At 69.8% G+C, this 19,842-nt stretch carries 20 protein-coding genes and 2 pseudogenes; 6 read left to right on the forward strand and 16 right to left on the reverse strand.

Annotated features, from left to right (window positions below; all coding sequences use genetic code 11):
* Window positions 1-99: 99 nt before the first annotated feature.
* The gene (locus tag AB0N06_RS24325) at window positions 100-624 is read right to left on the reverse strand and encodes a hypothetical protein (protein ID WP_366136785.1); all 525 of its coding nucleotides are present in this window, start codon (window positions 622-624) and stop codon (window positions 100-102) included.
* Window positions 625-848: 224 nt separating this feature from the next.
* On the opposite strand from AB0N06_RS24325, the gene AB0N06_RS24330 reads away from it, so the two are divergent.
* The 3 genes from AB0N06_RS24330 to AB0N06_RS24340 all read left to right on the forward strand — a co-directional run bounded on the left by AB0N06_RS24330 (window position 849) and on the right by AB0N06_RS24340 (window position 2,156).
* Entirely contained in the window at window positions 849-1,466 is a 618-nt protein-coding gene (locus AB0N06_RS24330; RefSeq protein ID WP_366136786.1) for a YceI family protein, read from the forward strand.
* Window positions 1,467-1,595: 129 nt separating this feature from the next.
* Window positions 1,596-1,832, forward strand: coding sequence for a hypothetical protein (locus tag AB0N06_RS24335; RefSeq protein WP_366136787.1), 237 nt, complete (start codon window positions 1,596-1,598; stop codon window positions 1,830-1,832).
* Between the two features lie 150 nt (window positions 1,833-1,982).
* Window positions 1,983-2,156 carry a hypothetical protein gene (locus AB0N06_RS24340; protein ID WP_358862740.1) on the forward strand — a complete coding sequence of 58 codons (174 nt, stop codon included), beginning with the start codon at window positions 1,983-1,985 and terminating at the stop codon, window positions 2,154-2,156.
* A gap of 157 nt (window positions 2,157-2,313) precedes the next feature.
* Here AB0N06_RS24340 and cimA read toward each other — a convergent pair whose 3' ends face one another.
* From cimA to AB0N06_RS24395, 11 genes and pseudogenes are all read right to left on the reverse strand, one after another.
* Complete coding sequence (gene cimA, locus AB0N06_RS24345) at window positions 2,314-3,921, reverse strand: citramalate synthase (protein WP_366136788.1); 1,608 nt, start codon at window positions 3,919-3,921, stop codon at window positions 2,314-2,316.
* 278 nt (window positions 3,922-4,199) lie between these two features.
* Window positions 4,200-4,568, reverse strand: a pseudogene (locus AB0N06_RS24350) (alpha-ketoglutarate transporter); the annotation flags it as partial.
* Between the two features lie 388 nt (window positions 4,569-4,956).
* Window positions 4,957-5,565, reverse strand: a complete 609-nt coding sequence (locus tag AB0N06_RS24355) for a TetR/AcrR family transcriptional regulator (RefSeq protein ID WP_358862738.1) — start codon at window positions 5,563-5,565, stop codon at window positions 4,957-4,959.
* A 120-nt stretch (window positions 5,566-5,685) separates the two neighbouring features.
* On the reverse strand, window positions 5,686-6,723 hold the full coding sequence (locus tag AB0N06_RS24360) for an agmatine deiminase family protein (protein WP_366136789.1): 1,038 nt from the start codon (window positions 6,721-6,723) through the stop codon (window positions 5,686-5,688).
* Window positions 6,724-6,736: 13 nt separating this feature from the next.
* Window positions 6,737-8,419: an urease subunit alpha gene (locus AB0N06_RS24365; protein ID WP_366136815.1), complete on the reverse strand. Its 1,683-nt coding sequence runs from the start codon at window positions 8,417-8,419 to the stop codon at window positions 6,737-6,739.
* Between the two features lie 5 nt (window positions 8,420-8,424).
* Entirely contained in the window at window positions 8,425-9,132 is a 708-nt protein-coding gene (gene ureA, locus AB0N06_RS24370; RefSeq protein WP_366136790.1) for an urease subunit gamma, read from the reverse strand.
* 260 nt (window positions 9,133-9,392) lie between these two features.
* Window positions 9,393-10,481 (reverse strand): branched-chain amino acid aminotransferase, encoded by a 1,089-nt coding sequence (locus AB0N06_RS24375; RefSeq protein WP_366136791.1) that lies wholly within the window; start codon window positions 10,479-10,481, stop codon window positions 9,393-9,395.
* A gap of 239 nt (window positions 10,482-10,720) precedes the next feature.
* Window positions 10,721-11,761, reverse strand: a complete 1,041-nt coding sequence (locus AB0N06_RS24380) for a 3-isopropylmalate dehydrogenase (protein ID WP_366136792.1) — start codon at window positions 11,759-11,761, stop codon at window positions 10,721-10,723.
* A gap of 200 nt (window positions 11,762-11,961) precedes the next feature.
* Window positions 11,962-12,090: a hypothetical protein gene (locus AB0N06_RS24385; protein WP_093772350.1), complete on the reverse strand. Its 129-nt coding sequence runs from the start codon at window positions 12,088-12,090 to the stop codon at window positions 11,962-11,964.
* A 184-nt stretch (window positions 12,091-12,274) separates the two neighbouring features.
* Window positions 12,275-12,457, reverse strand: a pseudogene (locus AB0N06_RS24390) (hypothetical protein); the annotation flags it as partial.
* 199 nt (window positions 12,458-12,656) lie between these two features.
* A complete protein-coding gene (locus AB0N06_RS24395) occupies window positions 12,657-13,499 on the reverse strand; it encodes a helix-turn-helix transcriptional regulator (RefSeq protein WP_366136793.1) in 843 nt (280 codons plus the stop codon).
* A 128-nt stretch (window positions 13,500-13,627) separates the two neighbouring features.
* Here AB0N06_RS24395 and AB0N06_RS24400 point away from each other — a divergent pair, with 128 nt between their 5' ends.
* Window positions 13,628-14,491 (forward strand): NAD(P)-dependent oxidoreductase, encoded by an 864-nt coding sequence (locus AB0N06_RS24400; protein ID WP_366136816.1) that lies wholly within the window; start codon window positions 13,628-13,630, stop codon window positions 14,489-14,491.
* A 3-nt stretch (window positions 14,492-14,494) separates the two neighbouring features.
* Here the strand turns inward: AB0N06_RS24400 and AB0N06_RS24405 are convergent, their stop codons facing one another.
* Window positions 14,495-15,040, reverse strand: coding sequence for a GNAT family N-acetyltransferase (locus AB0N06_RS24405; RefSeq protein WP_366136794.1), 546 nt, complete (start codon window positions 15,038-15,040; stop codon window positions 14,495-14,497).
* Window positions 15,041-15,062: 22 nt separating this feature from the next.
* Here AB0N06_RS24405 and AB0N06_RS24410 point away from each other — a divergent pair, with 22 nt between their 5' ends.
* Entirely contained in the window at window positions 15,063-15,206 is a 144-nt protein-coding gene (locus AB0N06_RS24410) for a hypothetical protein (protein ID WP_366136795.1), read from the forward strand.
* Window positions 15,207-15,366: 160 nt separating this feature from the next.
* Here the strand turns inward: AB0N06_RS24410 and pruA are convergent, their stop codons facing one another.
* Window positions 15,367-16,998 (reverse strand): L-glutamate gamma-semialdehyde dehydrogenase, encoded by a 1,632-nt coding sequence (gene pruA / locus AB0N06_RS24415; protein ID WP_366136796.1) that lies wholly within the window; start codon window positions 16,996-16,998, stop codon window positions 15,367-15,369.
* 52 nt (window positions 16,999-17,050) lie between these two features.
* Window positions 17,051-17,977, reverse strand: coding sequence for a proline dehydrogenase family protein (locus AB0N06_RS24420; protein WP_327244201.1), 927 nt, complete (start codon window positions 17,975-17,977; stop codon window positions 17,051-17,053).
* Between the two features lie 183 nt (window positions 17,978-18,160).
* Between AB0N06_RS24420 and AB0N06_RS24425 the strand changes: the two genes are divergently transcribed.
* Window positions 18,161-19,309 (forward strand): helix-turn-helix domain-containing protein, encoded by a 1,149-nt coding sequence (locus AB0N06_RS24425; RefSeq protein ID WP_366136797.1) that lies wholly within the window; start codon window positions 18,161-18,163, stop codon window positions 19,307-19,309.
* Window positions 19,310-19,322: 13 nt separating this feature from the next.
* Here AB0N06_RS24425 and AB0N06_RS24430 read toward each other — a convergent pair whose 3' ends face one another.
* Window positions 19,323-19,805 carry a carboxymuconolactone decarboxylase family protein gene (locus tag AB0N06_RS24430; RefSeq protein ID WP_358862170.1) on the reverse strand — a complete coding sequence of 161 codons (483 nt, stop codon included), beginning with the start codon at window positions 19,803-19,805 and terminating at the stop codon, window positions 19,323-19,325.
* Window positions 19,806-19,842 lie beyond the last annotated feature (37 nt).

Below are 19,842 nucleotides of genomic sequence, written 5' to 3' on the forward strand. Positions count from 1 at the left end.
GGCTCGCACTCCGTCTTGCCCAGCTTCGCCGAGCCCGGCGCACGACCGCCCCCGTTCCGGTGGAACGGGGGCACCCGTGCAAGCAGATACAGTGCGCGGTCAGCAGCCGCCGCAGTTGTAGTACGTCACGTCCCAGTGATTGCCCTCGTCCGCGTAGATGTTGCCGGAGGCGGACTTGTACTGGGGGGCGCCGTCACCGCGGAGCCCTATGTAACTGAAGACACCATGGACGTAGTTGGTGAGACAGGTGGACTTGCCGAAGTCGAGCTTGTAGCCGTTCCAGTGCGAATACGTACCGCTGGCGTGCCCGGTCTCGGTGCCGCCGGTGATGTTGAGGGCGCAGCCCGTGGCGCTCTTGAGGGTCTGGGCGCCCTGGGCGGTGGCCAGGTTCAGCTGTTCGAACGAGGTGCAGGTGGAGTTGTTCCGGTCGGAGCAGCCGCCCGAGGACGACCAGGTGATGCCCGACGCGCGGAACATCGACGTCGCCTGCGCGTGCGTGAGCTTGGTGACGGCGTGCGCCTCGGTGGCGCCGCTGCCGAGGGCGCCGACTCCGGGGGCGAAGAGGGCGCCGAGGACGAGGGCGAGGGCGGTCAGGACGGGGCGCAGGGTCATACGGGACACCATGGGGAACTCCTCCTGCTCATGACAACTAGGGCAGGGAGATAGTGCCCGAGTTCTACGCGCGTCCGCCAGAGGGCCTCGCGTGACCGCGAGGTGAACGTCGCCCTTCCGGAAACGGATCGGCTCCTCGATGTTGAACTTTGAACAAGATGGGTCTACAGTCAATCTCGTTGAAGGTTAAACATCCACTTCGACCGCCGCTCGATCACGCCCCCCGAGGAGGAGCCATGGCTCTGTTCAACCGCAAGGCCACCGCCGCCCCGTCCGCCCCCGCCACCGTCGCCGTGGACCCGGCCCTGGCCGCCCTGACCGGCGAGTACGCCATCGACCCGGCCCACAGCAGCATCGGCTTCACCGTGCGTCACGCCATGGTCACCAACGTGCGTGGCTCCTTCGGGGAGCACGAGGGCACCCTGAAGCTGGACGGTCACAATCCCGCGAACTCGGCCGCCTCCATCGACGTCAAGATCGCCAGCGTCGACACCGGCATCACCGACCGTGACGGCCACCTGGTCAGTGGCGACTTCTTCGACGCCGAGAAGTTCCCCCTCATGACGTTCCGCTCCACGCAGGCCGAGCAGCTCGGCGGCGACAAGTACCGGATCACCGGCGACCTCACCATCAAGGACGTCACGCGCCCGCTCGCCATCGACCTGGAGTTCAACGGCTCCGCCACCGATGTCTACGGCAACGAGCGCGTCGGCTTCGAGGGCAGTGCGGACATCCTCCGCTCCGACTGGGGCCTGACCTGGAACGCGGCGCTGGAGACCGGCGGCGTGATGGTCAGCGACAAGGTCAAGCTGAACTTCGACATCTCCGCGATCAAGGCCGCCCCGCAGGCCTGATACCCGGAAGTCCTCGGACCCGAGCGCGCCCGCCTTCCACTTCCCCGCCGGGGAGGAAGGCGGGCGCTCGGCTTTTCCTTCCGCTGCGGGTCTGACGCCGTCCGGGCCGGGAGCAAGAGGATCTGCGGCGTGGCCGAGCAGTCCCATCTGCGCGAAACCCGGGCGTCGTGCGACACCGTTGCTGTCGACCATGCCGAGTTCGTACGCCCCGCGTTCGAGGGCGATCTGCTGGGGCGCGCGATGCTGGGCGCATTCGCCGAACTCGTGCAGGCCATCGGCGGCGGCCCGGTCACCGGCCACCGAACCCTCCGCCGTCCCTCTCCCAAGGGGACACGGGGAACGACACGGGATTCGCCGGGAAGTTGACCCCATTGGGCTCTCTGGAGTCGCTGATTGCCCGCACACAGTGTGATCTGGCATTGCGCACCGCGACGAGAAGCGGGCGCCGGACGGGGCAGCCCGGGCTGAAGAGCCGGGGCGGCCCTTGCCAGTCAAGATCGAGAAGTGGAGAAGTCAATGCAGCACAACGAGGGTCAGCGCGTGGAGTACCGGGACGCGGACAACAAGAAGTGCCAGGGCGAGATCACCAAGGTCAGCGGCACCGGCCCGTCGACGACGTACACCATCAAGAACGACAAGACGCACCGTGACGACAAGGTCCGGGAGATGCAGATCGACCAGAACCTGTAGGTGCGACTCCCCGCTGATCCGCTGCCCCTGCCCCCCGTAGGCCGGGCTCGGGCAGGACGCTGATCCAGGGAGTACAGGGGCGCCCGCCACCGCGGCAAAGCGGCCGTGCGGGCGCCCTCACTGCTGCGCAGCAGGTGGTCCGCGTCGGACCGCGCAACTACTCCGTGGGCTCGACCCCGGCCCGCAGCAGGCCGTAGGTGTACGCGTCCTCCAGCGCCTGCCAGGACGCGGCGATGACGTTCTCCGCGACACCGACAGTCGCCCAGTCACCGGTGCCGTCGCTCGTGGTGATCAGCGCGCGAGTGGTGGACTCGGTGCCGGTGCGGCCCTCCAGGATGCGGACCTTGTAGTCGACCAGCTCCAGCTTGGCGAGCTGCGGGTAGATCCGCTCCAGGCCGACGCGCAGCGCCCGGTCGAGGGCGTTGACCGGGCCGTTGCCCTCGGCGGTGGCGACGATCCGCTCGCCCTTCGCCCAGAGCTTCACGGTCGCCTCGTTGGCGTGCGTGCCGTCGGGTCGGTCCTCGACGATCGCGCGCCAGGACTCCGTACGGAAGTAGCGGCGTACCCGGCCCTCGGCCTCGGCGCGCAGCAGCAGTTCGAAGGAGGCGTCCGCGGCTTCGTACGTGTATCCCTTGAGCTCACGTTCCTTGACCCGCTCCACGACCCGGCCGACGAGCTCGCGGTCACCCCCGAGGTCGATGCCGAGCTCCTTGCCCTTGAGCTCGATGGAGGCACGGCCCGCCATGTCGGAGACGAGCATCCGCATGGTGTTGCCGACGAGCGCCGGATCGATGTGCTGGTAGAGGTCGGGGTCGACCTTGATGGCGGAGGCGTGCAGTCCGGCCTTGTGGGCGAAGGCGGAAACACCCACATAGGGCTGGTGAGTGGAGGGCGTGAGGTTGACGACCTCGGCGATGGCGTGCGAGATACGGGTCATTTCGGCGAGTGCGCCCTCGGGGAGGACGCTCTTGCCGTACGTGAGTTCCAGGGCGGCGACGACGGGGAAGAGGTTGGCGTTGCCGACCCGCTCGCCGTACCCGTTGGCGGTGCACTGGACGTGCGTGGCGCCCGCGTCGACGGCGGCCAGGGTGTTGGCGACGGCGCAGCCGGTGTCGTCCTGGGCGTGGATGCCGAGCCGGGCGCCGGTGTCCGCGAGGACGGTGGAGACGACGGCCTGGACTTGGGCGGGGAGCATCCCGCCGTTGGTGTCGCAGAGGATGACGACATCGGCGCCGGCCTCGTGGGCGGCCCGGACGACGTCCTTGGCGTACTCGGGGTTGGCGCGGTAGCCGTCGAAGAAGTGCTCGCAGTCGACGAAGACCCGGCGGCCCTGTTCGCGCAGGTAGGAGACGGTGTCGCGGACCATCTCCAGGTTCTCTTCGAGGGTGGTGCGCAGGGCGAGTTCCACATGCCGGTCGTGCGACTTGGCGACCAGCGTGATCACCGGGGCTCCGGACTCCAGCAGCGCCTTGACCTGGGGGTCATCCGACGCCTTGGCACCGGCCCTGCGGGTCGCGCCGAAGGCGACCAGCTCGGCGTTCTTGAACTCGATCTCCTGCTGGGCCCGGGCGAAGAACTCCGTGTCGCGGGGGTTGGCGCCGGGCCAGCCGCCCTCGATGAAGCCCACGCCGAAGTCGTCCAGGTGCCGGGCAATGGTCAGCTTGTCCGCGACCGTCAGGTTGATGCCTTCACGCTGTGCACCGTCGCGCAGTGTGGTGTCGAAGACATGGAAGCTGTCGTCGGTGGGCTTGGCCTTGGTGGTCATGCTGGTCTGACTCCTGTCGGATGAGTGGATCCGGACGATTGGGCTCCACTTGCCCCCATCATCCCGCGCGCATCGCCCCGGCCGAGGTGAGGGCCGGAAAACGAAAAAACCCCTCGCGTGTGCGAGAGGTCTGCGCGCGGGTCTGGGGCACGGTGGCCGCTCCGTATCTGGTGGTACGGGACGGTCACTGCGGACCGGCGCGCCTGTTGCCAATAATCATGACGAACGAGGACACGGAGGCAGTCTCGCACAGCACTGCCTCCGCGCCCTCGACCGTCTCAGGATGCGGGCGTGACGCTCGTCGCTCCGGCCGGCTCCGTCCGCCCGCCCTCGGCAGCCATCGCGCCGCCCCGGCCCAGGTCGATGTCGCGGGTCTCACGCATCGTCAGATAGACAACCAGGGAGATCGCGGCGCACCCCGCCACGTACCAGGAGAAGCCGGACTCGATGCCGGCCTTCTTGAACCAGAGCGCCACGTATGGGGCGGTGCCGCCGAAAAGGGCGTTGGCGAGGGCGTACGGGAGGGCGACACCCAGCGCGCGGATGCCGGTCGGGAAGAGCTCGGCCTTCACGCAGGCGTTGATCGAGGTGTAGCCCGTGACCACGACCAGGGCGAGCAGCGCCGGCCCGAACGCAGGCCAGAAGTTGCGTACTTACGTGCGCTTCGTTCACGGTCGGGGGGAACGGCCGCTTCGGTACGGGCAGTCCGCCGCACCCGATCGGCGGCGGGATGTTGCCGGACGCGCTCGCGCTCGGCGATGGTGGCCATGGCTGCGGCCGGCACATCCTCGCGGGGCGGGGCGGTGTTGCGGCGGCGCGGGACGTCCAAGAGGAGCTCACAAAGGTGGGGCGGCGTCGCGCGGCTCGTCGAAGGCGCACAGCATGACGCCGTCGTAGCAGAGGCAGGGGGACCGTCTCGCGGGTGATCTCGAGCTCGGGGTGGGCCGGGTCCGGCTGCACGTGGGCGACGACGGTGCCGGGTCGGGCGAAGGCGGCGACGATGCCGACCGGCCGCCAGACGTCCGCGCACGACATTCAACCGAGCGTCTCGTCGATGAACTCGCCGATATGGGCGAGGACTTGGGACCGGTCGGAACCAGGGAGACCCATCGCCACATGGGTGCTGAAGCCGTCCAGCAGGGCCCGTATCCGAGTGGCGTACCTGTCCGCGTCGACCGCGCGCAGCTCGCCGCGGGAGGCTCCCTCGACAAGGAGGGCGACCAGGTCGCGGTGCCAGGAGAGCTCGATGTCGAAGAGGCGGTTGCGGGACTCCTCGTCGACCCCGTGGGCCCGGTTCCACAGCTCCAGCCAGAGCGTCCAGTGCGGATCGCGGGGGCCGTCCGCGACGTACAGATCGATGTACGAGTCGAGACGCTCGCGGACCGGGACCTGGCGGGCGAGGGCGGAGCGGCGCTGCGCCCCGAGCTGTTCCTCGCTCCACTCCAGGGTCTGGAGCAGCAACTCGTCCTTGGTGCGGAAGTAGTAGAGCAGGTGCCCGCTGCTCATGCCGACCTCGCGGCCGAGGCCCGCCATGGTGAGCTTCTCCAGCCCGTGCTGGGCGATGTTCTCCATCGCGGCGGCCAGCACAGTCTCCCGCGGCGGGGCGGCGTTCCGCCGCCGCGTGGTGCGGGCGGGCTCGGGCATGGGATTCTCCGTGGTCGGCGGGGATCTCAGCATACGGGCAGGCGGTACAGCGCCGCCGGGGCCGGACGGGGTGAGGACCCCGTCCGGCCCCGGCGCTGTGCCGTGGGGGTGATGGGCGTGTCAGACGCGCGGCTGCTGCTGGGTGATGCAGTGGATACCGCCACCGTTGGCGAAGATCGGGCGGGCGTCGACCGACGTCACCTCGCGGTCCGGGAAGAGGCCGCGGAAGATCGCCGCCGCGTTCTCGTCGCGCTCGGCGTCGCCGAAACCGCACAGCACCACGCCGCCGTTGCAGATGTAGTGATTGATGTACGAGTAGTCGACCCAGTCGCCGTCCTCCTTCAGGACGGTCGGTGCGGCCACCTCGATGACCTCCAGCGTGCGGCCCTTGGCGTCCGTCCGGGTGCGCAGGAAGGCGGCAATCTCCTTGCAGACCTCGTGGTCGGGGTGGGCCGGGTCGGGCTGGGTGTGGACCAGGACCGTACCGGGGCGAGCGAAGGAGGCGACGATGTCGACGTGGCCCAGGGTGCCGTATGTGCCGTAGTCCGCGGTCAGGCCGCGCGGCAGCCAGATGGCCTTGGTGGTGCCGAGGTGGGCGTGGATCTCGGCCTCGACCTCCTCCTTGGTCCAGTGCGGGTTGCGCTCGGGGCCGAGCTGGACGGTCTCGGTCAGCAGGACCGTGCCCTCACCGTCGACATGGATGCCGCCGCCCTCGTTGACGAGCTTGGAGGCGTACGAGGCCACGCCCGCCCGGTCGGCGACATACGCGGCAATCTTGGAGTCGTGCTCCCAGTCGGCCCAGTCCTGGGCGCCCCAGCCGTTGAAGATCCAGTCGACCGCGCGCAGTTCGGTGCCGTCGGTGACGAAGGTGGGGCCTATGTCGCGCATCCAGGCGTCGTTCAGCTCTCGCTCGACGATGTCGATCCCGTCACCGAGGTAGGGACGGGCGTTGTCGGTCTCGCCGGGGCCGACGACCACGGTGACCGGCTCGAAGCCGCGGATGGTGCGGGCGACCTCGGCCCAGGCGGTGCGGGCCGAGTCCAGTTCCTCGGCGTCGGTGAAGGTGGCGTTGAGGCTGGGCCAGGCCATCCAGGTGCGCTCGTGCGGAGCCCACTCGGCGGGCATGCGGAAGCCGTCGGCGACGGGGGTGCTACTCATGCGGGGAGGGTCCTCACAGGAAGTACAGGCGGTTGAGGGAGACGGATTCGGCCGGCTCGGAGCGGATCGGGTCGCCGTCGAGGGAGACGAGGCCGGTGCGGCCGTCCACCTGGACGTCTCCGATACGGGAGTTGAGCATCAGGTCGGCGGGGCCGATGCCACGGGTGCCGCGGACAGCGACCCGACGGCGGCGCGTGAGCATCCGGTCGTTGCCCTGCTCGAGTGCGGCGCCGGCGACGAATGCGACCGATATGTCGGCGGCGGTGGCGCCGTGGCCGCCGATCTGCGGGCCGAGGACGAGCGGCTCGCAGGTGTCGGTGGCGGCGTTGGGGTCGCCGGTGACGCCCCAGGCGGGGAAGCCGGCCTTCAGCACCAGCTGCGGCTTGGCGCCGAAGTACTCCGGACGCCACAGCACGATGTCGGCGAGCTTGCCGGCCTCGATCGAGCCGATCTCGTGGGAGAGGCCGTGGGCGATGGCCGGGTTGATGGTGAGTTTGGCCATGTAGCGCAGCACACGCGCGTTGTCGTCGTGCTCGCCGTCGCCGGCCAGCGGGCCCAGCTCGGCCTTCATCTTCCCGGCCATGGCGAAGGTGCGGCGCACGGTCTCGCCGGCGCGGCCCATGCCCTGGGCATCGGAGGAGGTGATGCCGATCGCGCCCAGGTCGTGCAGGACGTCCTCGGCACCCATCGTGCCCGCGCGGATACGGTCGCGGGCCATGGCGGCGTCGCCGGGCAGGTCCGTCTTCAGGTCGTGGACGGAGACGATCATTCCGTAGTGCTCGGCGACCGCGTCCCGGCCGAAGGGCAGGGTGGGGTTGGTGGACGAGCCGATGACGTTCGGCACGCCCGCCATCTTGAGCACGTTCGGTACGTGCCCGCCGCCGCAGCCCTCGATGTGGAAGGCGTGGATCGTACGGCCGTCGAGGACGCGCAGGGTGTCCTCGACCGAGAGGCACTCGTTGAGGCCGTCGCTGTGCAGGGCGACCTGGACGTCGTGCTCCTCGGCGACCCGCAGGGCGGTGTCCAGGGCACGGGTGTGCGCGCCCATGTCCTCGTGGACCTTGAAGCCCAGGGCGCCGCCCTCGGCGAGGGCCTCGACCAGTGGCGCCCCGTGCGAGGAGGAGCCGCGGCCGAGGAAGCCGATGTTGACAGGCCAGGCGTCGAAGGCGTTGAAGGCGTGGTTCAGGGCCCATGGCGAGTTGACGCCCACGCCCCAGACCGGGCCGAACTCCTGGCCGATGATCGTGGTGACGCCGGAGCTGAGCGACGCCTCCATGATGCGCGGCGACAGCACATGCACATGGGTGTCGATGGCGCCGGCGGTGGCGATCATGCCCTCGCCGGAGACGATCGAGGTGCCGGTGCCGACGACGACGTCGACGCCGTCGAGGGTGTCGGGGTTGCCGGCCCGGCCGATCGCGTGGATGCGGCCTTCCCGGATGCCGATGGACACCTTGCGGATGCCCTGCACCGCGTCGATCACCAGGACGTTGCTGATGACGACGTCGCAGGTCTCGCGGACCGCGGCGGCCTTCAGGTGCAGTCCGTCGCGGGCGGTCTTGCCGAAGCCGGCCAGGAATTCCTCGCCCGGCTCCTGGGCGTCGGACTCGACACGTACCACGAGGCCGGAGTCGCCGAGGACGACCCGGTCACCGGCACGGGGGCCGTGTACGGCGGCGTAGTCACGAGGGTCGATGGTGGTCACCCCTCAGCTCCTTTCCGCTCGGACTGGTCGGCACCCAGGTATCCGCAGGCCACTGCCCTGCGCAGGGCCTCCTCCTTGGCGCCCGGCGCGTCCAGCGGGCCGTCGACGAGGCCGGCGAAGCCGATGGCGACGCGCGCGCCGCCGATCGGCACGAGGCCGACCTCGGCCTCGCCGCCCGCGTCGAAGCGGGCGGAGGAGCCGGCCGGGATGCTCAGCCGCATGCCGTAGGCAGCGGCACGGTCGAAGTCGAGGCGGGGGTTGGACTCGAAGAAGTGGAAGTGTGAGGTGACGCTGACCGGGACGGCCGCGGTGTTCCGCACGACGATGCGCGCCTCCGGCTCCGGCTCCTCGTGGGCCGGTCCAGGCAGCACCGCGCCGGGGGCGGCGTCGCCGAGGGAGCCTCCGCCGATCGGGGCGGAGACGACCGCGAGCCGGGAGCCGTCGTCGAACACGGCCTCGACCATCACCTCGGTCACCACGTCCGCCACACCGGGCAGCACGTCGTCGGGGCCGAGCACGTTGCGGGCCGCCTCGATGGCCTCGGCGAGCCGACGGCCGTCGCGGGCCGCCTCGCAGACGGTGTCCGCGATGAGAGCGGTCGCCTCGGGGACATTGAGCTTCAGCCCGCGAGCACGACGGGCCCGCGCCAGTTCTGCGGCTCCGAAGAGCAGAAGCCGGTCACGTTCCGTGGGGGTAAGTCGCACGCCACCACACCTCCTGTTTAGAGCATCACTCTAACAATCTCGTTGATCGAGCGGAACCATTGAATTCCAGTTTGGCTTGCATCACATTGAACGTCGCTCAAACTTTCGTCCGCCCGGCCCGTGTCGGCCGTCGAGGGGGCCGAGGCCGTCGTCGAGGACGAGGCGGCGGCGGTCAAGGCCGGCTGATCCGCGCCCCCACGCGTGAGGGCCGCCCCGTTCCGTACGGGGCGGCCCTCACGTGTTCCGGAATGCCGTTCGCGTCAGCCGAGCTTGTGCGTCCATCCGTGCTTGTCCTCGGTCACACCGGTCTGGATGTCGAGCAGCGCCTTGCGCAGCGACATCGTCACCTCGCCGGGCTGCCCGTTGGCCTGGGTCCATTCGCCGCGCTTGGACTTGACCGTGCCAACCGGGGTGATCACGGCTGCGGTGCCACAGGCGAACACCTCGGTGAGGCTGCCGTTCTCGGTGTCGGCCTTCCACTGGTCGATGGAGACGCGGCCCTCCTCGGACTCGTAACCGAGATCACGGGCGACCGCGAGCAGCGAGTCGCGGGTGATGCCCGCGAGGAGGGAGCCGGTGAGCTCCGGGGTGACGATCTTGTTCCCGTACACGAAGTACAGGTTCATGCCGCCCAGCTCCTCGACCCACGTGTGCTCGACGGCGTCGAGGTACGCGACCTGGTCGCAGCCCTTGGCCGCGGCCTCGGCCTGGGCGAGCAGGGACGCCGCGTAGTTGCCGCCGGTCTTGGCGTCACCCATGCCACCGGGGACGGCGCGCACGCGGTCCTCGGAGAGCCAGATCGAGACGGGCTTGACGCCACCGGGGAAGTAGGCGCCGGCGGGGGAGGCGATGACGATGAAGAGGTACTCGTTGGCGGGCTTCACACCGAGGCCGACCTCGGACGCGATCATGAACGGGCGCAGGTACAGGGACTCTTCGCCGCCGTGCGCCGGAACCCATGCCTTGTCCTGCTGGACCAGCGCGTCGCAGGCCGCGATGAAGGTCTCGACCGGGAGTTCCGGCATGGCCAGCCGGTGCGCGGAGGCCTGGAAGCGGCGGGCGTTGGCATCGGGGCGGAACAGAGCGACCGAACCATCGGGGTGGCGGTAGGCCTTCAGCCCCTCGAAGATCTCCTGCGCGTAGTGCAGGACGTTGGTGGCGGGGTCGATCGACAGCGGGCCGTAGGGAACGAGCTGGCCGTCGTGCCAGCCGCGGCCTTCGGTCCACTTGATGATCACCATGTGATCGGTGAAGTAGCGGCCGAATCCGGGGTTGGCCAGCATCGCCTCGCGCTCCGCGTCGGACAGCGGGGTCGAAGAGGGCTTGAGCTCGATCGTGGGCGTCGTCATGTGCATGTCCTTCACCGGTTTTGTGTGTGATGGACCGCGCTCACGCCGGCTCCTGTCAGACAGGTGCTGGGATGTCCGAGCTATACCGCAAGCCACGGCCCGTTCGATTATCTCTCGCGGGGACCCGTGCACGAAATGACGTGAATGCGGTCCAGGGTTCGATGGTGGCACCCGGGACCACACAGGAGAAGCCGCCGGGTGCGGTGGCGACCCGGCGGCTTCGAAGTGGAGTCGTCGGGTCAGCTCGCTACGCGTACCGCGAGCGCGTCACCGATTTCCGAGGTCGTACGAGAGGTGTCCCCGCGCTCCGCGAGGTCGGCGGAGACGGCCTCCTCGATGCGCACGGCCTCTGCCTCGTAGCCCAGATGGCGCAGCAGGAGGGCGACGGAAAGCACCGTGGCCGTGGGGTCGGCCTTGCCCTGCCCCGCGATGTCCGGGGCGGATCCGTGGACCGGCTCGAACATCGAGGGGAACTCGCCGCTCGGGTTGATGTTCCCCGAGGCCGCGACGCCGATGCCGCCGGAGACGGCCGCGGCGAGGTCGGTGAGGATGTCGCCGAAGAGGTTGTCGGTGACGATCACGTCGAAGCGCTCGGGCTGCGTGACGAGGAAGATCGTCGCCGCGTCCACGTGCAGGTAATCGGTGGCGACGTCCGGGAACTCGGTCGCGACCTTGTTGAAGATGTTGGTCCACAGGTGCCCGGCGTAGGTCAGCACGTTGTTCTTGTGGACCAGCGTCAGCTTCTTGCGCGGGCGGGCCTGGGCGCGGGCGAAGGCGTCACGGACCACGCGCTCGACACCGAAGGCGGTGTTGACCGAGACCTCGGTGGCGACCTCGTGCGGGGTGCCGGTACGGATCGAGCCACCGTTGCCGGTGTACGGACCCTCGGTGCCCTCACGGACCACGACGAAGTCGATCTCCGGCTGCCCCTTGAGGGGGGTCGCGACACCCGGGAGGAGCTTCGACGGCCGCAGGTTCACATGGTGGTCGAAGAGGAAACGGAGCTTCAGCAGGAAGCCGCGCTCCAGGACTCCGGACGGGACCGAGGGGTCACCGATCGCGCCGAGCAGGATCGCGTCGTGCTGCTTGAGCGCCTGGACATCGGCGTCGGTGAGGGTCTCACCGGTCGCATGGTAACGCTTGGCACCGAAGTCGTATTCCTTGGTCTCCAGCTTCACATCCTGCGGGAGGACAGCGTGGAGGACCTTGAGGCCCTGAGCCACGACCTCCTGGCCGATACCGTCACCGGGGACCACTGCGAGATTGATGCTGCGAGTCATGTCGGCACCCTACTGCCCGTCCCACTCAATGACATTTCACGTCCACCATACGGACGCAGGGCATGGTCAACGGCCACAACCACGTGTACGAGCGCACCGAGGCGATACCGAAGGACACGGTCGCACGGAAGGTGCCGATCGGCGAGCGCACCGACCCCTTCGAGATCAGCCGCGGCTGAGCACTGCCGGACGGACCGGCCTCAATGGCCGGTGGAGCCGCCGTTGTCCCTGCGGTCGAGGGCTCGCTGCAGGGCGGCGGCGGCATTCTGGCGCTCCGACTCGGTCGGGCGGTGGGTGTGTCGGACGCGGCGGACAGTCGTCTCGGCCATGGTGGATCGACTCCTTGAGATCGCGAGGATTTCGAGATCGAAAAGACGTGAGCGTGATGTCGAGATCAGGATTTCGAGGCGCCGGAAGGGGCGGGGAGCGGGTGCCGCAGGGGTTGCCTGCACAGGGGCACGCGCTCACGACCGCCAGTCGCTGGATCTAGCGAGACGTTCGGCTTCTACAAAGCTAGGACAGCCCGGCCGGTCTGTCTCCACAATTACTCGGACTTCCTACTATCTGAGACGGGGGTTTACGGCCTGCTGCCCCCGGTTTCGGGATCAGAGCCCGGGCGGCGAGGGATTGCGCCTGCTCAGGGGACGTGACGTAGCCGACGGCGCGGGTCGGCCGCTGCGGTCCGAGATCTGTGATCCCGCCGTTGTCGGGTACTCCTTCGAGGGGAGATTTCACGACGTTCACGGCCGCCGCGCCTGGCGGCGCGCTGCACGACCGCGGTATGGCGTCCGGGCCGGGACACCACCTGGTCACGCGGGTACACAGGCCGCGTCGAGACGGGCGCGGCGAGCGTCAGCGGCTGACGGGTCCGGTCCTGACATCAGGTCCTGACCGGTCACGGCCCGACGGTCAGGTCCTGAAGGCCCACCACCCGCAGCAGCTGCAGCCGTTCGTACGCGTCCGTGCCAGGCCGGGCCGTGTGAATGACCAGCACCTGTCCGTGGTCGGCGCTGAGCAGCACCTCGCATTCCAGGTCCAGCTCCCCGACGACCGGGTGCACGAACCGCTTGTGCTCGGCGCGCCGCACGGCGACCACGTGCTCGGCCCACAGCAGATCGAACTCCTCGCTCGCCGCACGCAGTTCGTCGACGAGGGCGACGAGCGCGACATCGTCGGGGCGGGCGGCGAGCACCGCGCGGAGCTGGCCGACATGGGTGCGGGAGTGCGACTCGTGGTCCTCGGCCGGGAAGAGCGCCCGCCCTTCGGGGGCGGTGAACCAGGACCGGATGATGTTGTACCCCGGCTGGTGCTCACCGGTCAGCGCCACGGCCATGGCGTTCTGGGCGAGGACCTCCCCGCGGTCGCTCAGGACCTGGGCGGGTGCGTCGTGCAGCCGGTCGAGGACCATCAACAGCCCGGGGCGCACATGCTGGGTGGGGCCGTGGCGGTCGCTCGGCGGTTCCTCCCCGGCCAGCCTGAAAAGGTGGTCGCGCTCGTCCTCGCTCAGCCGCAACGCCCTGGCCACCGCGGAGAGCATCTGACGCGAGGGGCGTGAGCCGCGGCCCTGCTCCAGGCGCGTGTAGTGGTCCACGGAGGCACCGGCGAGATGGGCGACCTCTTCCCGCCGCAGCCCCGGGGTGCGTCGCCGGGAGCCGGCGGTCAGCCCCACGTCGGCCGGTTCGAGGCGGGCACGGCAGCGGCGCAGAAAGTCGGCGAGTTCCGATCGGTCGAGGTCCACGTCCTCAGCATGGCTCAGGCACGGATCCGTATCCAGGGAGTGCCGGTCCTTGGATAACCGCGTCTCTCCCGCCGTCCGGCGACCCGTCGCAGGGTGATGGGCATCGGAAGCGACGAGAGGAACCGATGATGCTGATTCTGGTGACGGGTGCCACGGGTGAGGTCGGCCGACGTTTCGTACCGCGGCTGCTGCGGCGGGCCACCGCCGGTGACACGGTGCGGGTGATCGTGCGGGACGAGGAGCGGGGTACGCCCTTCGCGGCGCTGGGGGCCGAGGCCGTCGTCGGTGACCTGCGGGACCCGGAGGACATGCGGAAGGCGCTGGCCGGAACGGACGCGGTGGTGAACATCGCGGCGGCGTTCCGCGGGGTGCCGGACGAGGAGGCGTGGGCGGTCAACCACGCCGCCGCGGTGGCGCTGGGCCGGGCGGCCGTGGAGGCGGGCACGCAGCGGTTCGTGCAGGTCGGCACGAACCTCGCGTACGGCGCGGGGCGCGGCAGGCCGCTGACGGAGGACGACGCCCCGGTGCCGGGCGGGCAGCTGTGGGGTGCGTACACCGAGTCCAAGGTGGCGGCCGAGAAGGACCTGCTCGCGCTCCACCGCGACCACGGGCTCGATGTCCGGATCGCCGTCCTGGCCTTTGTGTACGGCGAGGGCGATCCGCACCTCGCGCAGTCGATGGCCTGGGCCGGGCAATGGGCGGCCACGCAGCGGCTCGCGATGGTGCACCACGCGGATGTCGCGCAGGGACTGCTGCGACTGTTGTACGCACCGGGCCTGGCGGGTCGCCGCTACAACTTCTCGGACGACGCGCCGGTGACGGCGGTGGAGCTGCACCAGCTCAACGGCGTCGCGTTGCCGGCCGAGTCGGCGGGCCGGGTCGACCCCGACCCGTGGTACGGAATCACGTCGACGCTGCGGGCCCGGGACGAGCTGGGCTTCCGGCCGCTGTATCCGTCGGTGTGGACGGCGCGGGACGCGGGGGCATTGTAGGGATCAGAGCACGTCGCCGTCGCGCCAGTCGAAGATCAGCATCCGGGACGGGGAGGGCAGTGGTCGGCTGCCCGCCGCCCTGACGTACGTGCTGCCCTCCTCGTCCGGCAGCAGCTCCACCCGGCTCAGCCCCTGCACGCCGATCCGCCCCTGCCACACCTGCCAGCCACGCGTCGCGTACAGGCCGGCCCCCGTGGCGGAGGCGGACAGCGCGCCAAACGTGTATGCCCCGTCGATGACGCGTTCCAGCGCAGCCATCACCCGGCCGCCGAGCCCCTCGCGACGCCGGTCGGCACGGACGGCCACGCCCTCGACATAGCCGATGCGGTACGAGCGGTGGGCGTGGATCACCCGGCGCTGGACGACACTGCCGTGGGCGAGGAGACTGCCGCTTTCGCGTGCGTAGGCGTGGATGCCGCCCAGGGTGTGGTCCCAGTCGTCGTCGCTGAAGTCGCCCTCGAAAGCGGTGTCGAGGAAGGTGCGGATCCCGTCGCGGGCGGTCGGGGTCAGCTCGTAGGTGTGCGCGATGTGCCACAACGGCTCAGTCATGTCCCCCAGCCTCTCAGCACCTGTGTCATCAGGGCTCAGGACGCATCCGTTCGACGAGCTGTGGCGCGCCGCCGCCGGTGGCGTCGCCGCGCACTGGGGTCTGCCGGAGCCCGAGGTCCGCGATGTCCTCTTCCCACCACTACCGGCGGGTGCTGGACTTCTGTGAACGGGCCGCGGATTCGGGCGACGCGGTGGTGAAGCGGTTCTGCACTTCTCTGCCGTGCGGCCGGAGGGGCCGACATGGAAACCGCCTCCCGCCCGGCAGGGGAACCGGGCGGGAGGCGGGAATCAAGGCGGGACGCCGGTGGGCGGCGTCCCGGAGGGCGTCAGCCCTGGTGGGGGTAGGTGTAGTCGGTCGGCGGGACCAGCGTCTCCTTGATGGCGCGGGTCAGCGTCCAGCGCTGCAGGTTCTGCGGGGCGCCCGCCTTGTCGTTCGTGCCCGAGGCGCGGCCGCCACCGAAGGGCTGCTGGCCGACGACGGCACCGGTCGACTTGTCGTTGATGTAGAAGTTGCCCGCGGCGTACCGCAGCTTCTCCATCGTGTGCGCGGCCGCGGCGCGGTCGTTCGCGATGACGGAACCGGTCAGGGCGTAGTCGGAGACCGACTCCATCTGCTCCAGCATCTCGTCGTACGCGTCGTCCTCGTAGACGTGCACGGCGAGGATCGGGCCGAAGTACTCGGTCGTGAAGACCTCGTTCGAAGGGTCGCTGCACTCGATGACGGTCGGGCGGACGAAGTAGCCCACCGAGTCGTCGTACGTGCCGCCCGCGATGATCGTGCAGGACGGGTCGGACTTGGCGCGGTCGATCGCGGCCTTGTTCTTGGCGAACGAGCGCTCGTCGATGACGGCACCGATGAAGTTCGACAGGTCGGTGACGTCACCCATGGTGATGGAGTCGACCTCGGCCGCGAACTTCTCCTTGAAGCCGGAGTTCCAGATGGAGGCCGGAACGTACGCGCGGGAGGAGGCCGAGCACTTCTGGCCCTGGAACTCGAAGGAGCCACGGGTCAGCGCGGTCTTCAGGACGGCGTGGTCGGCCGACGGGTGGGCGACGACGAAGTCCTTGCCGCCGGTCTCGCCGACGAGCCGCGGGTAGGTGCGGTAGTTGGCGATGTTGTTGCCGACCGTCTTCCACAGGTGCTGGAAGGTGGGGGTCGAACCGGTGAAGTGGATACCGGCCAGGTCGCGGTGGTTCAGGGCCACCTCGGAGACGGCGATGCCGTCACCGGTCACCAGGTTGATGACGCCCTTGGGCAGACCGGCCTCCTCCAGGAGCTGCATCAGCAGCACTGCGGAGTGGGTCTGCGTCGGGGACGGCTTCCACACCACGACGTTGCCCATGAGGGCGGGGGCGGTGGGCAGGTTGCCCGCGATGGCCGTGAAGTTGAACGGCGTGATCGCGTAGACGAAGCCCTCCAGCGGGCGGTGGTCCATGCGGTTCCACACGCCCGGCGCGTTGGCCGGGGGCTGCTCGGCGAGGATCTGGCGCGCGTAGTGCACGTTGAAGCGCCAGAAGTCGACGAGCTCACAGGGGGTGTCGATCTCGGCCTGCTGGGCGGTCTTCGACTGGCCGAGCATCGTGGACGCGGCCAGCGTCTCGCGCCAGGGGCCGGACAGCAGCTCGGCGGCGCGCAGGATGATCGCGGCGCGGTCGTCGAAGGACATCGCACGCCACGCCGGGGCGGCGGCGAGGGCGGCGTCGATCGCGTCCTGGGCGTCCTGCTCGGTGGCGCCGGCGAAGGTACCGATGACGGCCTTGTGGTTGTGCGGCTGCACGACGTCGAAGCGCTCGCCGCCGCCCATCCGCTTCTCGCCGCCGATGGTCATCGGCAGGTCGATCGGGTTCTCGGCGAGCTCCTTGAGCTTCACCTCCAGGCGGGCACGCTCCGGGGAGCCCGGGGCGTAGGAGTGGACCGGCTCGTTGACCGGCGCGGGGACCTGGGTCACAGCGTCCATGAGTGCCTTGTCTCCTTGCTTCAGCGGGGTGGGGGGCAGCGGGGCGGGCGGGTCAGCCCTTGGTGAGGATGGAGCGGGCGAAGAACAGCAGGTTGGCCGGCTTCTCCGCGAGGCGGCGCATGAAGTAGCCGTACCAGTCGGTGCCGTACGCGGTGTAGACACGCATCCGGTGTCCCTCGGCCGCGAGCCGGACGTGCTCGTCGCTGCGGATCCCGTACAGCATCTGGAACTCGTACTCGTCCAGTTTGCGCCCGGCCTTGCGTGCCAGCTCCTGGCTGATGGCAATCAGCCGCGGGTCGTGGGACCCGATCATCGGGTAGCCCTCGCCGTCCATCAGGATCTTCAGGATGCGGACGTACGCCTTGTCGATCTCGGCCTTGTCCTGGTACGCGACGGAGGCGGGCTCCTTGTAGGCGCCCTTCACGATGCGGACGCGGCTGCCTGCGGCGGCGAGGCGGCGCGCGTCCTCCTCGGTACGGAACAGGTACGCCTGGATGACACAGCCGGTCTGCGGGTAGTCCTTCCGCAGCTCCTCGTGGATGGCGAACATCGAGTCGAGGGTGGTGTGGTCCTCGGCGTCCAGGGTGACCGTGGTGCCGATCGCCGCGGCGGCCTCGACGACGGGTCGGACGTTGGCGAGCGCCATCTCGTGGCCGCCCTCCAGCGCCTGGCCGAACATCGACAGCTTGACGGACATCTCGGCCCTGGTGCCCAGGCCGAGGTCCTTGAGGCGGTCGATCAACTCCAGGTAGGCGTCGCGCGCGGCGGTGGCCTGCTCCGGCGTGGTGATGTCCTCGCCCACGACGTCGAGGGTGACCTCCAGGCCCTTCCCGGTGGCGTCCTTGATGATCGGGACGACCTGCTCGACCGTCTCACCGGCGATGAACCGGTCGACGACCTGCTTGGTCCCCGGGGCGGCCGAAATGAATCGGCGCATCTTGTCACTGCGCGACGCAGCGAGAATCACGGGAGCCAGCACGGGGCACCTCCAACGGAAAGGTATGTGTGAGGGCCGTATCGGCAGGAACTGAATCAGACCGGTACAGCACGGAGAACCACCGTGAAATCTAAGGATCTCGCCGATCCTGTGCCATCGACAGCTGTCACGCATCCGTGCACTCGATCTCAGACATATGTCTGAACGGGGTGCGAGAATGGCCGGGTGAAGGGCGATTACCAGGAGCTGGTAGACGAGATCTCCGCGCTGCTCGGGGTCCCCGCCACGCTGGAGGACCGGGACTTCGGCCTGGTCGCCTTCGGGGCGCACGACAGTGACGACGACACGGCGATGGATCCGGTCCGCACCCGGTCGATCCTGACCCGGCGCTCCACCCCGGCGGTCCGCGCGTGGTTCGAGGGATTCGGTATCGCCCGCGCCACCGGCCCGGTCCGGATCCCGGCCGCCCCGGAGGCTGGTGTGTTCCGGGGCCGGATCTGTCTGCCGGTGCGGCATCGGGGTGTCGTGCTCGGATACGTATGGCTGCTCGACGCGGACCCCGGGCCGACCGACGAGCAGCTGACCGCGGCGATGGACGTGGCGGCCCGGATCGGGGCGCTGCTCTCCGACGAGGCGCGGGCCGGCACGGACCTGTCCCGGGAGTTCGGCGCGGTGCTCACCGCCGGGCGGGGGTGGCAGCGCGACATGGCGATCGCAGCGCTCCGGGAGGCGCTGGGCCCGGACGCGGACGGCCTGCACACGGTGGTCTGTGTGACGCCGTGGCCGGACGAGACCCCGTCGGCCCGTACGGTGCCGTCGGCTGCGGCACTGTCCACCGTCCCGTCACCGGCGAGGGCGGGCACCCTGTCGCTGGCCGCGCTGGTCCGGCTGCGCTCCTCCGACGTGCTCGACCCGGCTGTCACGGCCGCGGACCGGCTGCGGACGACCGCGGGCCGCACGGCGACCGCAGGAATCGGAGTCCCCCGCCGAGGCCTGCCGGAGCTGGCCTCGGCCTGGCACGAGGCCGCGGCCGCGGCCCGCGCGGCGGCCGCGGAGTCCCGCCTCGGCCCGGTCGCCGAGTGGTCGGCCATCGGCCCGTACCGTCTGCTGACCTCCCTCCCGCCGACCACGGACACCGCCCCGGACCTCACCGTCCGGACGCTGCTCACCCCGCCCCACGCGGAGCTGGCCCGCACTGTCGAGGTGTTCCTCGACTGCGCGGGCCAGGCGAGCCGGACGGCGGCCGAGCTGGGCGTCCACCGTCAGACGCTCTACTACCGGCTGTCCAGGGTCGAGCAGCTCACCGGCCTGGACCTCAACAACGGCGAGGACCGGCTACTGCTGCACATGGCGCTGAAGGGTGCCCGGCTCTGAGCCCCGGCCGCCCTCAGTGCGCCGCCCGCTCGTCCGTGCCGGCCACCTTGGCCGTGCTCAGTGCGATGCGGTTCCAGGTGTTGATCGTGAAGATCAAGGCGAGCAGCCCGGCCAGTTCGGCCTCCTCGAAGTGGGCGGCCGCGCGGGCGTAGACCTCGTCCGGGACGCCGCCTCTGGAGACCAGGGTGACGGCCTCGGTGAGGGCGAGCGCCGCCTGCTCCTTCTCCGTGAAGAAGTGCGCGGCCTCCGGCCAGACGGCGACCATGTGCAGCCGCTCCTCGCTCTCACCGGCCTTGCGGGCGTCCGTGGTGTGCATATGGAGGCAGTACGCGCATCCGTTGAGCTGCGAGGACCTGATCTGGACCAGCTCGACGAGTGCGGGGTCCAGGTCCTGGCGGGCGGCGGCGTCGAAGCCGATGAGGGCCTTGAACGCCTTTGGCGCGGCCTTGGCGAAGTTGATCCGAGGGGTGCGGGTGACTGCGTCGTTGTTCGTCATGACCACTACGCTACGGAGCCGGGCGACCTCGCGTAGG

Origin of the sequence: Streptomyces sp. NPDC051020, assembly GCF_040683105.1 — a bacterium.
In the GTDB taxonomy this organism is placed as follows: domain Bacteria; phylum Actinomycetota; class Actinomycetes; order Streptomycetales; family Streptomycetaceae; genus Streptomyces.